Below are 13,692 nucleotides of genomic sequence, written 5' to 3'. Positions count from 1 at the left end.
ACGTCGCGGGCGCGTCGGCGACGCCCGCGGCGCCCGCCTCAGAGGTGCCTGCGCGCGATCTCGGCCCACGTGCCGGTCGGCTCGATCTCGAGGTACCTGCGCCAGCACGGGCGCGCCTTCGTCGGATCGCCGATCTGCTCGTAGGCCATCGCGAGGTTGTAATAGGCGTCCGCGAAGCGCGGATCGCTCCCGATCGCACCCTGGAAATAGCGGATGGCATCGGCCGCCTGGCCGCGCTCGAGCATCACGTAGCCGAGGTTGTACTGCGCCTCCGGCTGGGCCGCGTCGAGATCGAGCGCCTTCATGTAGAGCGCCTCCGCCTGCTCCTCGGCGTTGCGCCGGAAGCAGATGTTGCCGAGGTTCGTGTAGGCGATGGCCAGCCACGGGTCGATCTCGAGCGCGCGACGGTAGAGCGCCTCGGCCTCGTCCATCGTCGCCGGATCCTCATCGAGCTGGCTGGCCTGCATGTAGAGCTCGTAGGCCGTGCGCGCGCGCTCCCGCCCCACCTTCGGGCGGAGCACCCGCACGACGTCGTCGCGCAGCTCCTTCACCTCGAAGTCGAGCACCATCTGCCCCGTGAGCGGCTCGAACGCGCCCGACGCGCCCCGGACCACGACCGCCTTGCCGTCGAAGGCGACGCGGAGCTCGGCGAGGGGGCGCGTCACCTTGGGGAGCGCGGTTCGGATGTTGTCGATCGCCCGCGCGACGTCGCGCAGGCGCACCTTGCGGGCGATCAGGTCGCGCGCGGCGCGCAGCGCGATCAGGTCCGAGAAGGTGTACGCGCGCCGCCCCCGCCGCCGGCCGCTCGGCGCCGCGATGCCGGCGCGATCGAGCGAGCGCAGTCGCCCGGGCGAGATGCCGAGCAGCCGCGCGACCTCGGTGCCGGTGAACATGTCGGTGACCGGCTCGCGGGCGCCCGGCGCAGGGAGCGGCGCCTCTGTCGCGTCCGCCCGCGGCGCAGGCGGGGGCTGCGACACCCGCCCGCCACCAGGGCCGAACACGACGTGGATCACCTTGTCGGAATTTCCGGAGGCGGAACGGTCCTTCTTGCTCATCGCAGCGTCACCGGCTCCGCGCCGAGGATCGGCGGAGGCAGAGCGCGTCGTGGGGAGCGTACCCCGCCTCGCGCCGGAGTGCTCCCGTTCTCCACGTGGACACGCGCGTCAAGGGGGCACGGCCGGCGGTCGCGGTCTCGTCGGGAAGGTCCTTGCATCGCCGTCACGCGCGCGCCGTCCTGTCCGTCGTTATCAGCACGCGCGCCGTGACGTCCACGGTCAGCGCGAACGAGACCGCCGCGGCGTGCGGCGCGAAGCCGCAGCGGATCTCGGCCTGCATCGGCCCGAGCGGCCCCCCCGCGCGCGCGGCGGCTTCTCGGTGGGCCACGCGGAGCGCCCGCAGCCTGAGGTGAGGGTCGAGCGCGAGCGCCCGATCGAGCCGCGCCGCCAGCGGCGCGTCCGGCGGCAGCGCGACGTGCAGGCTGGTCGACCCGTAGTAGACGAGCGCGCCCCCCTCGTCGCGGGTGCTGCCCTCGCTCAGCACGTCGGCGCTGTCGAACAGCGCGTGGAGGCGCCCCGTCGAGCAGGTCACGAGCTCGATGTGCCTCCGCTGGAGGAGCGGTGGACGCTGGACCTTCGCCAGACCGGGACCGGGTAGACGCTCGCTGCGCGACATGGCGATCGCGATCGTGGCACCGCTGCGCGCTGCGTCCCAAAAGCGCGCGGAGATTCGCACAAAGTTGCTGCGGCACCTGATTTCGTGCGGGACGCCGGGGGCCGCGCGGCCGCGACGAATTTGGCCACGCGCGGCGCGCCTTGCCACGATGCGTGCCGCGCCGAAGGGCGCGAAGGAGCGAGCATGGACTACACCGGCACGGATCGCCGCAAGCACCGGGTCTTCATCACCCGCAACACGGAGTATCACGTCCGCGACGACATCTGCGTCGCGGTCCGCGATCGGGCCGCGCGCAAGTTCAGGCCAGCCCACCTCGCGCTGCACCTGAAGCTCCAGGGCGCGGTTCGGATCAACCCGAACGGCGTCGTGATCCCGGAGCCGCAGAACGCGCGCGTCGGCAGCCCCATCTATTTCACCCAGATGGATCACGACGGGATGGAGCGGCAGATCGTGACGAGCCGCGTGGAGGCGATCGAGCGGCCCGAGAAGGCCACGGTGCTCCAGTACCCCTCGTGACACAGCGGAGCGCCCGGCCGCGCGGCGCGGGCGCTCGTCGTCGTGGACGTGGTCCTGGTCGTCGTCGTGCACGCCCCGCCGCGCGGGCGCTCGTCGTCGAGCGCGCCGCGCGTGGCGTGTCCGCTCAGCCGAGCGCGCAGAAGCCTTCGTAGTCGATGTAGCTCGTGATGGTCGGCGACTCGCCGCAGACGGGGCAGTTCTTGTCGCGGCGCAGCTTGAGCTCGCCGAACTTCATCCGCAGCGAGTCGTAGGTGAGGAGCCGGCCGATGAGGGGCGCCCCCTTGCCGAGGATCAGCTTGACCGCCTCGGTCGCCTGGATGATGCCGATGATCCCCGGCAGGATCCCGAGCACGCCCGCTTCCTGGCAGCTCGGCGCGAGGTGGGCGGGCGGCGGCTCGGGGTAGAGGCACCGGTAGCAGGGGCCGACGCCCGGCATGAACGTCGTCACCTGGCCCTCGAAGCGGAAGATCGAGCCGTGCACGACCGGCTTGTTCTTGAAGACCGAGGCGTCGTTCACGAGGTAGCGCGTCGGGAAATTGTCGCACCCGTCGACGATGATGTCGAACTGCTCGAAGATGCGGTCGACGTTGCCGCTGTCGACGCGCTCCTGGAACTTCACGACCTTCACGTCGGGGTTCAGGTCGCGGATCGCGGTCTCGGCGCTGTCGACCTTGGGCTGGCCCACGCGCGAGGTCGCGTGGAGGATCTGCCGCTGGAGGTTCGAGTTGTCGACGACGTCGGCGTCGACGAGGCCGAGCGTCCCCACGCCGGCGGCGGCCAGGTAGAGGGCCGCCGGGCTGCCGAGGCCGCCGGCGCCCAGCAGGAGCACCTTGGAGGCGAGCAGCTTGGCCTGCCCCGCCTCGCCGACCTCGGGCAGGAGCAGGTGCCGGGAGTACCGATCCCGCTGCGCGTCCGTGAGGTTGGGCGGCATCTCGACCGGGTAGGCCATGTCCTTCCAGCGGGAGAAGCCCGGGTTGGCGCTCTCCACGTTGGTGTAGCCGAGCTCCTGGAGCGTCTTCGCGGCGAGCGCCGAGCGCGTGCCGCCGGCGCAATAGGCCACGATGTGGGCCGACTTGTCCGGCAGCTTCTGCTCGACTTGGATCTCCAGAAAGCCTCGCGGGATCGAGATCGCGCCCGGGATGAAGCCGGCGCGGTACTCCTCCTTCTCACGCACATCCAGGAGCACCATCGGGACCTTGTCGTCGAGGCGGCGCTTGAGCTCAGTCAGCGAGAGCTCGCGGATGGACTTGCGGACGTCGGAGATGAGGTCGCTATAGGTCGTAGGCATCGTGGCTCCTCAGGGATGGAGAGACTTAGGTGCCCGGCGCTACGAGTCAACGACGGACGGCCGGCGGTCGAGAATTGTGGCCACGCGGGCAGAGCGAGCGCCGCGCCTGTCGGCAGGGGCGAGGCGCGTCGGCTCGGCCTGCCGGCGCGGCGCAGCCAGCCGCTCGGCGGCGGCCGGAGGGCTGGGCTCCGCCAGGGCGGAGCTAGCGGCTGCGAGGCAAGAGATCGGGCCGCGATCGGAGCGAGGCGAGGGGCTCCTCCTTCTGCATGCCCCCCTCGCACTCGATGCGCGCGACGCGACCTGCGGGCGGCACGTCGATGATCGTCGCCGGCTCGTTCTCCGACTTGCAGAGCGCGAGCACCTTGGTGCCCGGGGCGAGGCGCCCGCTGCGGAGCTGCTTGCGCGGCAGCTTGATCTCGGCGTCGTCGGCGAGCCGCCGGACGGTGATGTCGGCTCCCTGGACGTCGCTCACCACGCCGAGCTCGAGCGTCGGCTGCTTCTCGCGGAGCGGGCCCCACACGCGCTCGCCCTTCAGCTGGTCGTTCGGCGGCAGCCAGTCGACGGTCGGCTCCTGGGCGAGGCGCGGCAGCGGCACCCACCCGATCGCGACGTCGAACGCCGCCGTGACCACGGCCGTGCCGGGGTCGACCTCGGTCACCAGCGCGCGATCCTTGGTCTGGCCGATGACCCACACGGGCGTCGAGGGCAGGAGGCTGCGCGTCGGCTCGCCGTCGCTGTCCGACGCGGGCGAGACCGCGACGGTGCCGTGAGACCAGCGCTTTTCCGGCTTCTTCATGGGCTTCATCCGGACCTTCCGCGCCTCGACCCACGCCGCGAGGGCGGCGCGCTTCCGCGCGAGCAGCTCGGGCAGCGCGCCGCTCCCTGGCAGCTCGGCCGCGTCGGGCGCGGGCGCCTCCCAGCGCAGGAGCGCGATGGTGGCGTCGAGCTGTTCGAGCGTGGCTGCCGCGTCCTGGGTGCCGAGCGCCCTGCCTGCGAGCTCGGCCAGCCGTGGCGCCGCGGCCGCGCGGACCCGCCCGAGGATCGCGCGCCCTTGCTCTTCGGAGGTGTCTCCACGCTTCACGGCGGCGTCGATCTTCTCGACCACGCTCGCCCAGCGTCCGGCCGAGACGTCCGCCTCGACCTGGCCATAGAGGACCTCGGCGATGGTGGCGTCGAGCTCCGCGGTGAGCCGGTCCGTGGCGGCGTCGCCGAGGACCGCCCTCGTCGGCGGGGCCGCGAGGAACGCGCGCGCCTCCGCGAGCTTGCCGGCGATGGTCGCGTCGTCGACCTTCCTGCTCGCGCACGCCGCGGCCTGCGACGCCACGAGCCGCCGGACCTCGTGGGTGAACGCCTCGCTCTTCAGCTCGTCGATCCGCGCCGACAGCTCGTGGAACGCGGCCTCGCACTCCTTCTGGTCGAGCAGCTCGGCGGCGTCGTTGGCCCAGACCTTCGCCTCGCGCCTGTCGACCTTCTCGCGCAGCTCGCCGATCTGGTACCGGTGCGAGTCGACGCCGAGCCCGCTCGCCTTGTCGAGCAGCCCGCGGGCGTCGGCGTACCGCTTGTCGGACAGCGCGCGGCTCGCCTCGTCGACGCGGCGCTGGCTCTCCGCGATGCGCGCCATCTCCGCCGTGACGGCGGGCTTCGGCGCCGGTCGCGCGGCCGGCTCGGCGGCGCAGCCGGCCGCGACGGGGATCGCGGCGAGGACGAGGGCGATGGAGACGGGATGACGGAGCAGCGGCCCTGCTGAGCGCATAGGGACAGGACTGTTCCACTTCCCCCGGAGGATCGTCAACATCGCCTCCGGCGGCGTTTCTTGACCCTCGTGCGCTGAGGCCTTACGTGAGCTCCCCGTGAGCGACGACGATACGCGCGGGACGGGTGCCCAGACGCCGGACGCCGGGGAGAGCGGCGGCGCGCGCGTCTTCAAGGCGCCGAAGATCACGATCAACCGCGTCTACACGCGGCAGGGGGACGGCGGGCTGACCCGGCTCGTCGGCGGGCAGCTCGTCCCGAAGGACGACGCGCGGATCGAGACCTACGGCACCGTCGACGAGCTCAACGCGCTCGTCGGCGCCGCGCGGCAGACGTTGATCGAGCTGCTCCCGGGGGCGCCGAGCGAGGGCGCCCAGCGCCTCGTGGAGCTCGGGCGCACGCTGCTCCGCGTCCAGCACGAGCTCTTCAACCTCGGGTCGATCCTCGCGACGCTCCCGGAGGACGTCCACCCGAAGCAGCCGCGCGTGACGCAGGCCGAGATCGATCTCCTCGAGGCCGAGATGGACCGCTGCCAGGTCGAGCTGCCGCCGCTGCGCTCGTTCGTCCTCCCCGGCGGCTCGCGGCTCAACACGGACCTCCACGTGGCGCGGACGGTGTGCCGCCGGGCGGAGCGCTGCTGCGTGCGCCTCGCCCAGGCCGGCCACGCCGATCCGCACGCGGTCCGCTACCTGAACCGCCTGAGCGACGCGCTCTTCGTCTGGAGCCGCTGGGCGGCCGCGCTCCTCGGCACGCCGGAGCTCCTCTGGGAGCCCGATGCCTCGGCGAGCGGCGGCAAGGCGCCGCCCGCCTGAGCCGCGCCGGCCTGGCCGGCATCACAGCGGCGCGCTCGTGGCCTTTCCGCCGCGGAGCAGGCGCGGGTGCTCTCCACCGGAGCGCGCGGTCGTCCTCGGCTCGCGCGGCGCCGCCGCGTCGGCCGCCGCGAGGGCGGCGCGCGTGCGCTGCACGAGCCGCAGGCCCGCGGCGAGGCCGACGCCTGCCACGAGGGCGATGCAGGCGAGCGTGATCGGGAAGGGGAGGGCGCCGGTCAGCCGCGCGGTCGGCACGGCCGGACCGAAGACGAGCGCCGCGACGAGGTAGGCGAGCCGCTCGTGCCGGCGCATCAGCCCGTCGGGCAGCGAGATCTGGTAAGCGTCGGCCTTGGCCCGCGCGTAGCTCACGAGCGACGAGGCGACCATCGCGACGAGCGGGATCGCGAGCGCCGCGGGGTGCTCTCGGTAGAAGACGGCGAGGCCGATGAGCGGCGCGGCGTCGGACAGGCGGTCGAGGCACGAGTCGAGCACCGCGCCGGCGCGCGACGCCCTGCCGCCTTCGCGCGCCACCATGCCGTCGAGCGCGTCGAGGACGGCGCCGGCGATGAGCAGCGCGGCGCCGGACCGGAAGCGGCCGGCCGCGAGCAGCGGCGCGCAGGCGAGCGACAGGCCGAGCGAGAGGTAGGTGAGCGCGTCCGGCGAGACGCCGAGGCGCACGAGCGCGCGTGCCGGGGCGTGGAACGACCAGTAGAAGGCCTCGACCACCGGCCTGGGGAGCAGCGCGCTCCCAGGAGAGGCGCCGAGCCGCGGCATCGCGGGTCGGCCGCGGCGCGCGACGCGCACGGCGTAGGCGCCGAGCACGGCTGTGCAGATTAGGATCGCAAAGGCGCAGGGGAGGACGGCCACGCCGAGGGCGGTTGCAGGGTTCGATCCGGGGCCGCGTCAGGCGACGCGGGCGCATCGCCGCGGGCGATCGGGCTGCGCTGCTGCGAGCGACGACCTCGCGCCGTCGCGGGCGGCCTGGCCGCGTCCCCGCGCGCCGCCCGTGCGGGCGGGATGCGGTGAACGGTCGCGGAGGATCGCGCCGCGTGGGCGGGCGGGCGGAGCTAGGGGCAACTGGCGCGCGAGAGCCGGATGCCCTGGTCTTGCTCCGTGTAGGCGATACCGAGCTCCTGGCCTGTCCAGGCCAGCGCCGGGTACCGGGCGGTCGCGCCGCCGCTCGCCTCGATCTCGTCGCCCATGGGCTCGAGGTCCCCGCTCAGCAGCGTGACGAAGACCCCCGGGGGACCGTCGCGGAACTGGTAGTACGCGACGGCAAGGCCGTGCCCTGTCCACGCGAGCGCCGGCCAGTTGGCGCTGTCTTCGCCGTGCGAGACGATGGCCTCGGGCGACACCTCGTCCTGCGCGGAGATCCGGAGCGCGCGGATCTGCTCCGCGCCGCTGCGGGTGTCCTCCCAGACGAGGAAGGCGTCGTCTCCGCCGAGCACGACGCGCGGCACCTTGGCGGTGACGCCCTGGTGCGCGATCGGATCGAGCGGAGCGCTCTCCTGGCCCGGCCTGGCGAAGCCGAGCGCGTCGCCCTGGCTCCAGACCAGCGCGGTCCTCTCACCGTCCGAAGCGACGGCCGGAAATTGCGCCTGATCCAGCGGCATCGAGCTGCTCAGCGCGCCGCTGTCGAGGTGGCCGAGCTGCGACCCGCCCGCATCCATCCACGCGATGAGCGTCCCGTCCTGGCTCGCCGCCGCGGTGGGCCAGGACTCGGCCGCTCCGCTCCTGGCCAGATCGAAGGCCGCGCCTTCGGCGACGCCTTCCAGCGTTGCGCGGCGGCCGCGCACGACGCTGCCCGCGCCGTCCTGATCCTGCCAGAGGACGAGCAGGCCCTGCCCGTCGCGGTGAACGCTCGGGTGGCTGGAGACGCCCGGCCCGTCGTCGATCACCTCTTCCCGCAGCTTGTTGCCCTCCGCGTCGACCGTGGTGAGGAGGATGTCGCCCTCGTCGGCCGCGCGCTCGTGCCACGCGATGGCGAAGCCCGCCCCCGTCCACGCGATCGAGGGCGTGATCCCGCGGCCGCTGCTCACCTTCAGGCCCTCGGCCGCGATCGTGCAGGCTGCGGCATGGCTCCCGGTCCCTCCGCCTCCCGCCGCGTGCCCTCCGCCTCCCGTCTCTGCTTGCCCGCCTCGTTCTCCGGAGCCGCAGCCCCATGACGCCGCGATGATCGCCGCGCTGATCGAGCCAAGAACCCAGTGCCTCATTGTTCCCCCGTCGTGGTGATGGGAGGCGCTCGGCGCGGCGCGCGCCGCGCGGAGATCGCACCGAATGCCTCGATTCACGGGTCCGGCGCGGCGACGTCCTCCGTCTCGGAGACGGCGAGGCGCAGATCGCCGTGCGGGACGACCGCCGTTTCTCTGTTCGATGTCCGGAGGGGCTGCGGGTCGCGGCCCAGCCCTGCGCTTCACGCAGATCACGCAGCGTGCGCCGAGCTTCAGGCCGCGAAGCGCCGTTCGCTCAGCGCGTCGCGGCTCCAGCGCCGTGCGCGCCTGCAGGCATTCTCCGATCGGCGCTGCCCTGACTGGATCGCGCGCCGCGCGCGCGGATCCGACCGGCGGCTCTACTCGTCGCCCTGCTGCGGTTGCAGCGCCTCAGCGACGGCCGCGAGCACGTCCTGCGCGGCGTCGAGCTTGCGTCGCGGCACCGACTTCAGCGCCTGTCGCACGGCCGCCTCCACCGTGCCGGTGCGGAGGCTGTCGAGCTCGCGTCCGCGCGCGGTGAGGCCCAGGAGCGCGCGGCGCCCGTCCTTCGGGTCGACCCGGCGCTCGATGATCCCGCGCTCTTGCAGCCGCTTCAGCACCCCCGTGAGGGTGCTCGGGTGCAGCTGCATGATCTCGGCGAGCTGACCGGCGGAGATCCCCGGGTAGCGCCCGACGATGCGAATGACGAGCCGCTGCGGGCCCGTCACGCCCATCTTCGCCTCCATGCGCTTCGACGTCGACTGCAGGCCGTGATCGACGGCCCACAGGAGCTTCATGAAGTCGAGCACCTCGCCCAGCCGAGAGCTCTTCTCTGAAGGGGGTCCGGCTGGAGACGAGCGCATCGCCGGTGCTTGCTAGCTCGCCCGGACGCGGGCGGCTAGTGCTGGTCGCAGCGAGGGCCGTCGGCCCCGGGCAGGCGCGGGGCGCGGCGCCGGTGCAGAACGCCGAGGAATTCGGGCCGGAACATCGCGGGAAGCCGCGGGCGCACCGGGACGCACCGGGAAGCGCGGCGATGTCGAGCAACCCACGGCGCCGCCGTTGTCTCCGCGCTTTGCCGTAGCGCTGGCGGGCGGTTTCGGAGCAAGATCCACGTCGATGAGCTGGGCACGGCGAGCCGCTCTGTGGACCGGGCTCGGCGCGCTGCTCTGCATCTCGGGCGCGGCCGTCGGCCAGGCGCCATCGGTGCGCGCGTCCTTCTCGGCGGCGTACCGCGCCTTCCGTGATCCCGGCCTGCTCGATCGCGCGCCCGCCCTCGCGGCGACGGCCGACGCCTGCCCTCCGCCCGCTGGCGACGCGCCGCCCGCCCTCACGGCGCTCCTCGTGCACGAGTTCCAGCCCGCGGCGGACGACGATCTCGAGGACCCCGACGGGGCGGTGCTGGCCACGCTGGCGATGCCGGACCTCGACGTGCCCCTCACGCGCCGCACGATGCGGTTCGTCCGCTTCTTCGCCCAGTCCGACGAGGGGCGCGCCCTCTTCCAGCGGCGCTTCCGGCGCGCCGGCGCGTACCGCGAGATCATCGAGCGCTCGCTCCGCGAGGCGGGCCTCCCGGAGGATCTGCTCTGGGTCGCGGCGATCGAGAGCGGCTTCGACCCGCGCGCGGTCTCGCCGGCCGGCGCGGCGGGGCTCTGGCAGTTCATGCCGAGGACAGGCGAGGCCTACGGCCTGGAGCAGTCCGAGTGGATCGACGCCCGCATGGGCATCACGCGGGCCACGGACGCCGCGACCGCGCACCTGCGCGACCTGTACGAGCGATTCGGCCGCTGGGACCTCGCGCTGGCGGCGTACAACCTCGGCCACGAGGGCGTCCTCCGCGCGCTGTCGAAGGTCGCGGCGGCGCGCGATCCCGAGGCCCGCGGGCCCGTCGGGCTCGCTGAGCTCTCGCAGGCCGGCGCCATCCCCAAGGAGACCGCGGACTACGTGCCGCAGATCATCGCCTTCGCGATCGTCGCGGCGAACCGCGGGCGCTTCGGGCTGGACCTGCCCGACGTCGCGCCTCTCCCGCCGCTCGACCTCGGCGAGGTCGCGGTGCCGCCGGGGACGCGGCTCCGCACGATCGCGCGCGCCGCGGGCATCTCGACGGCCGTGCTGCGCGAGCACAACCCCGAGCTCCTGCGCGACCGTGTCCCGCCCGGCCGTGTCGACCACCTGATCTCGCTGCCCGCCGATCGCGTCGCGCGCGCCATGGCCCTCTTCCCCGCCTACCTCGACCACGAGGAGCTCGACGAGGACGAGGGCGACGGCGCGAGCGCTGGGCTGCCGCAGCGCGCCGCGATCGGCGAGCTCGCGCTGGACAGCGCGTCGCTGCCGCCCCGCCCCGTGTCGCTCGGTCGGAACCGGCTCCCCCTCTTCACCCCGCCCGGCCAGGCGCCGGCGCCCATGCCGCTCCTCGGCAACCCGGAGGCGCTCGATGCGAGGCTCCCGATCGTGATGGTCGGCGGCGGCGTCGGCTTTCGCCCTGCCTTCGAGGACGACCCGCTCGGCGTCCGGAGCGGGCGCCTCGTCCCGGTGTCGCCTTTCGACGACGTCGGAGGCCCGAGCGCGCGCCGCGCCCTCAAGGGGCGCGAGGCGGCGATCGAGAAGCAGATCGGGCTCCTCGCGGGGCTCGGCCAGGAGCAGGTGCAGCGCTTCCGCCTCCCGAACGGCATCGCGGTCGACTTCCGGGAAGATCCCGCGGCGCCGCTCGTCTCGATCAGCGCTGCCGTCGCCGTGCCGGCGCGGTCCGCGGGCGACGCCGGCGCGACGGGGCCCGCGCTCGCCAGCGAGGCGCGCGTCGCGATCACCGTGCCTCCGCGGGATCTCGACGTCGGCATCGACCTGGTCGCCGCGCGGCTCAGGATGCTGCTCGGCGAGGCGAGCGACGCGCGCGTGGCCGAGCTCAGGCGGCAGGCCAGCGCGGCCTCGCGGCGCGCGCTCGAGCGGGCGCCGTACGGCCCCTCGTGGCTGGCGCTCGGGGACGCGCTGTTCCCCGCCGGCCACCCGCTGGAGGGCACCTTGATAGGGGCGCGCGGCGACGCAGGCGCGGCGAGCGATCTCCTGCTCACCGAGTCGCTCCGGCGCGAGCGCGCCGCGGCCCAGGCGACGATCGCGCTCTCGGGCGACGTCTCCCGCGCGGCGGTCGAGCAGGCGCTCGCGCGCTCGCTCCAGCGCGCCGTCGAGGAGCCGGAGCGGCCCATCGGGCCGCATCCGCGCGAGGAGCGGATCGTCATCGAGGACGCGGTGCCGGCGCCGCGGCTGCTCTATGGCTGGATCGCGCCGCCGGAGGGAGGCACGGACGAGGCGCCGCTCCGGGTGGCGATGGAGATCCTCGTCAGCCCGCGCGTCGCGCGGCTCGCGAAGGCCCTCGTGGCCGAGGGGCAGCTCGCGTCGGAGGTGACGGGGCGCCTGTCGCTCGGCGCGCAGGCGAGCGTCGCGGCGGTGGAGCTCACGCCCGCGCCGTCGCGCAGCGCCGCCGAGCTGGAGCAGCGCCTCGACGCCGAGCTCGCGTCGCTCGCGACGTCCGGGCCTACCTGGCGGGAGCTGGCCCTCGCGAAGGCCTTGCTCAAGCTGGATCTCGAGAGAGAGCTCACCCGGCGCGCGACGGTCGCGCCGCCGCCCGCGTCTCCTCGGCCGATCACCGATCTGCGGCTGCGCGCTGCGCTCGACCCGGGCAGCCTGCCGAGGCTGCTCCGCGCGCTCGAGGAGGTCGAGCCGGCCGATGTGCGCGCCGTGGTCGCGCGGACCTTCGGCCGAGAGCGTCGGGTGAGCGTCACGACCTGGCCGCGCGGCGGAAGCGGCGGAAGCGCCGTGGCGACCGCGGCACCCTCGACGCTCCCGCCGCTCGCTCCACCGCAGCAGCCGTGAGGCCGCTGGCGCTTGTTCAATCGGACGAACGCGGCCGAGCGTGCCCAAACGTGCCCGAACGCCCCTGAACAGGTCGGCGTGTAACCGGCGTCACATGTTCAGCACCTCGCGCGCCAGCCGGCTTTTTTCACCATGAACTTATGGACAGGTATGGACAGCTGGTAGCGATTGGAGATAGCACGGGAGAATGACGACCCCTGTGAAGCCGCTGATGGCTGCGGCACCGGCGAGCGAGCACTCCGGCCATTTCCAGGACGGTGTCTATCGGCCCTCTCTCTCGTCGCCCGCGGAGGCGCAGGCGCTGCGGGTGACGCGAAGCGGCGTCGTGGAGCGCGCGGCGCGGACCACCGCGAGGACGCACTCCGGCGTGCGGTTCTCGGAGGTGTCCGAGCTGCCTTCGCTGCTCGACCACGTGCCCGCGGTCATCGCGCTGGAGCGGCAGCCGGTGCTGCGCAACCTGCTCATCACCCAGTGCTACTACGAGATCTCCGCGGAGCTCGTGAAGCTGCTCGGCGGACGCAACGCCCACTGGTGCACCTTCGCCACGTGGGCCTCGAAGACCGCGGGGCGGTTCATCCGCAACGAGGAGGTGCCGGCGGTGCTCCGGCAGCTGATCCTCTCGGACGAGGACGAGCGGGAGGTGATCTCGCAGCGCGCCGGCATCGCGACGGGGCGCGGCAAGGGCGAGCCCGAGCGCTCGCCGCTCGCCAGCGGCGTCAACCTGCTCACGCCCTGGTGGGGTCATGGACTCGATCTGATGGAGATCCCAGAGCGGATCTTGCGCGAGCTGAGCTCGGACATCGCCCTCGGCAATCTCAAGGTCTTCGAGGAGCTCGGACCCCTGTTCGTCCGCATGATCCACCTCTATCGAGAGTGCCCGCGGCCCGGCGACGCGCAGCTCGCCGCGCTGCTCGACGGGCTGCAGACAGGGCAGTCTCGTGAGGGCGGACAGGGGCTGCTCCGCAGCGCCATGGCGCGCTACCACGAGGCGATGCTCACGGAGGAGAAGGACAGGAAAGCGGAGCTGGTCCTCCTCGCCAACGCGCTCGTCGGGCTGCACGAGCAGGTGCGGCTCCAGCCGTACATCGCGAGGGCGCTCAACGCGCCCGTCCGCTGCCTGCGCGACTCGATCGGCGTTCCCGGACGGCACCTGCCCGACGCGCTCAGGTCCGTGATCCGCGAGCAGGCCGAGAAGGTGCAGGCGGTCTGGCGTCTGCTGGCCACGAAGGAAATGATGACCATGCGCCTGCCGGACGAGCTCCTCGATCTCGGCTACGACCTGCCCGCGCCGCCCGGGTTGCCGCTCCACTGCGCGGAGCTCGCGACCATCGAGGATCGCGAGCTCTTCGACCTCCTGAGCGAGTACAACGCGCACGACCAGACGACGCACGGCTGCGGCGCAGAGGACTGGGCGTCGCTGCCCGAGCGCATGGGCTACATCCTCGAGCTGTTCCGCTCACGGCAGTCCTGCACGCGGCTCCTCGAGCGGCCCTTCAGCCGCGAGCAGCACGCCGAGATCGTCGCCTGGCGGGTGCCGATGCCCATCCACGGCGAGCTCTAGCGCCGCGCTCCGGAGCTCCTGCGGCGTCTCCCGCGGTCGCCT

General features: G+C 73.5%; 11 protein-coding genes. 4 read left to right on the top strand and 7 right to left on the bottom strand.

The genetic code is table 11. The features are described 5' to 3' along the window. Nucleotides 1-38: 38 nt before the first annotated feature. Together WMF12_RS20530 and WMF12_RS20525 are read right to left on the bottom strand one after the other, a co-directional pair. Entirely contained in the window at nucleotides 39-1,055 is a 1,017-nt protein-coding gene (locus WMF12_RS20530) for a tetratricopeptide repeat protein (RefSeq protein ID WP_437873213.1), read from the bottom strand. Nucleotides 1,056-1,218: 163 nt separating this feature from the next. Continuing rightward, nucleotides 1,219-1,671, bottom strand: coding sequence for a hypothetical protein (locus tag WMF12_RS20525; protein ID WP_437873212.1), 453 nt, complete (start codon nucleotides 1,669-1,671; stop codon nucleotides 1,219-1,221). Nucleotides 1,672-1,854: 183 nt separating this feature from the next. Between WMF12_RS20525 and WMF12_RS20520 the strand changes: the two genes are divergently transcribed. Next, complete coding sequence (locus tag WMF12_RS20520; protein WP_437747315.1) at nucleotides 1,855-2,187, top strand: hypothetical protein; 333 nt, start codon at nucleotides 1,855-1,857, stop codon at nucleotides 2,185-2,187. A 124-nt stretch (nucleotides 2,188-2,311) separates the two neighbouring features. Here the strand turns inward: WMF12_RS20520 and moeB are convergent, their stop codons facing one another. Both moeB and WMF12_RS20510 read right to left on the bottom strand, forming a co-directional pair. After that, nucleotides 2,312-3,475: a molybdopterin-synthase adenylyltransferase MoeB gene (gene moeB / locus WMF12_RS20515; protein ID WP_437873211.1), complete on the bottom strand. Its 1,164-nt coding sequence runs from the start codon at nucleotides 3,473-3,475 to the stop codon at nucleotides 2,312-2,314. A gap of 202 nt (nucleotides 3,476-3,677) precedes the next feature. Continuing rightward, entirely contained in the window at nucleotides 3,678-5,228 is a 1,551-nt protein-coding gene (locus WMF12_RS20510) for a hypothetical protein (RefSeq protein ID WP_437873210.1), read from the bottom strand. A gap of 97 nt (nucleotides 5,229-5,325) precedes the next feature. Between WMF12_RS20510 and WMF12_RS20505 the strand changes: the two genes are divergently transcribed. After that, nucleotides 5,326-6,039, top strand: a complete 714-nt coding sequence (locus WMF12_RS20505; RefSeq protein WP_437747312.1) for a cob(I)yrinic acid a,c-diamide adenosyltransferase — start codon at nucleotides 5,326-5,328, stop codon at nucleotides 6,037-6,039. Between the two features lie 21 nt (nucleotides 6,040-6,060). Here the strand turns inward: WMF12_RS20505 and WMF12_RS20500 are convergent, their stop codons facing one another. From WMF12_RS20500 to WMF12_RS20490, 3 genes are all read right to left on the bottom strand, one after another. Then, entirely contained in the window at nucleotides 6,061-6,858 is a 798-nt protein-coding gene (locus WMF12_RS20500; protein ID WP_437873209.1) for a CDP-alcohol phosphatidyltransferase family protein, read from the bottom strand. A gap of 245 nt (nucleotides 6,859-7,103) precedes the next feature. Then, the gene (locus WMF12_RS20495; protein ID WP_437873208.1) at nucleotides 7,104-8,249 is read right to left on the bottom strand and encodes a hypothetical protein; all 1,146 of its coding nucleotides are present in this window, start codon (nucleotides 8,247-8,249) and stop codon (nucleotides 7,104-7,106) included. 356 nt (nucleotides 8,250-8,605) lie between these two features. Next, nucleotides 8,606-9,088, bottom strand: a complete 483-nt coding sequence (locus tag WMF12_RS20490) for a MarR family winged helix-turn-helix transcriptional regulator (protein WP_437554343.1) — start codon at nucleotides 9,086-9,088, stop codon at nucleotides 8,606-8,608. 253 nt (nucleotides 9,089-9,341) lie between these two features. Here WMF12_RS20490 and WMF12_RS20485 point away from each other — a divergent pair, with 253 nt between their 5' ends. Next, complete coding sequence (locus WMF12_RS20485; protein ID WP_437873207.1) at nucleotides 9,342-12,089, top strand: transglycosylase SLT domain-containing protein; 2,748 nt, start codon at nucleotides 9,342-9,344, stop codon at nucleotides 12,087-12,089. A 187-nt stretch (nucleotides 12,090-12,276) separates the two neighbouring features. Next, a complete protein-coding gene (locus WMF12_RS20480; protein WP_437873206.1) occupies nucleotides 12,277-13,650 on the top strand; it encodes a hypothetical protein in 1,374 nt (457 codons plus the stop codon). Nucleotides 13,651-13,692 lie beyond the last annotated feature (42 nt).

The sequence above is a fragment of the Sorangium sp. So ce363 genome (assembly GCF_051520435.1).
Lineage (GTDB): Bacteria > Myxococcota_A > Polyangia > Polyangiales > Polyangiaceae > Sorangium > Sorangium cellulosum_B.
Note: the sequence above shows the minus strand (reverse complement) of the source record. Positions and strands in the feature narration are given on the sequence as shown.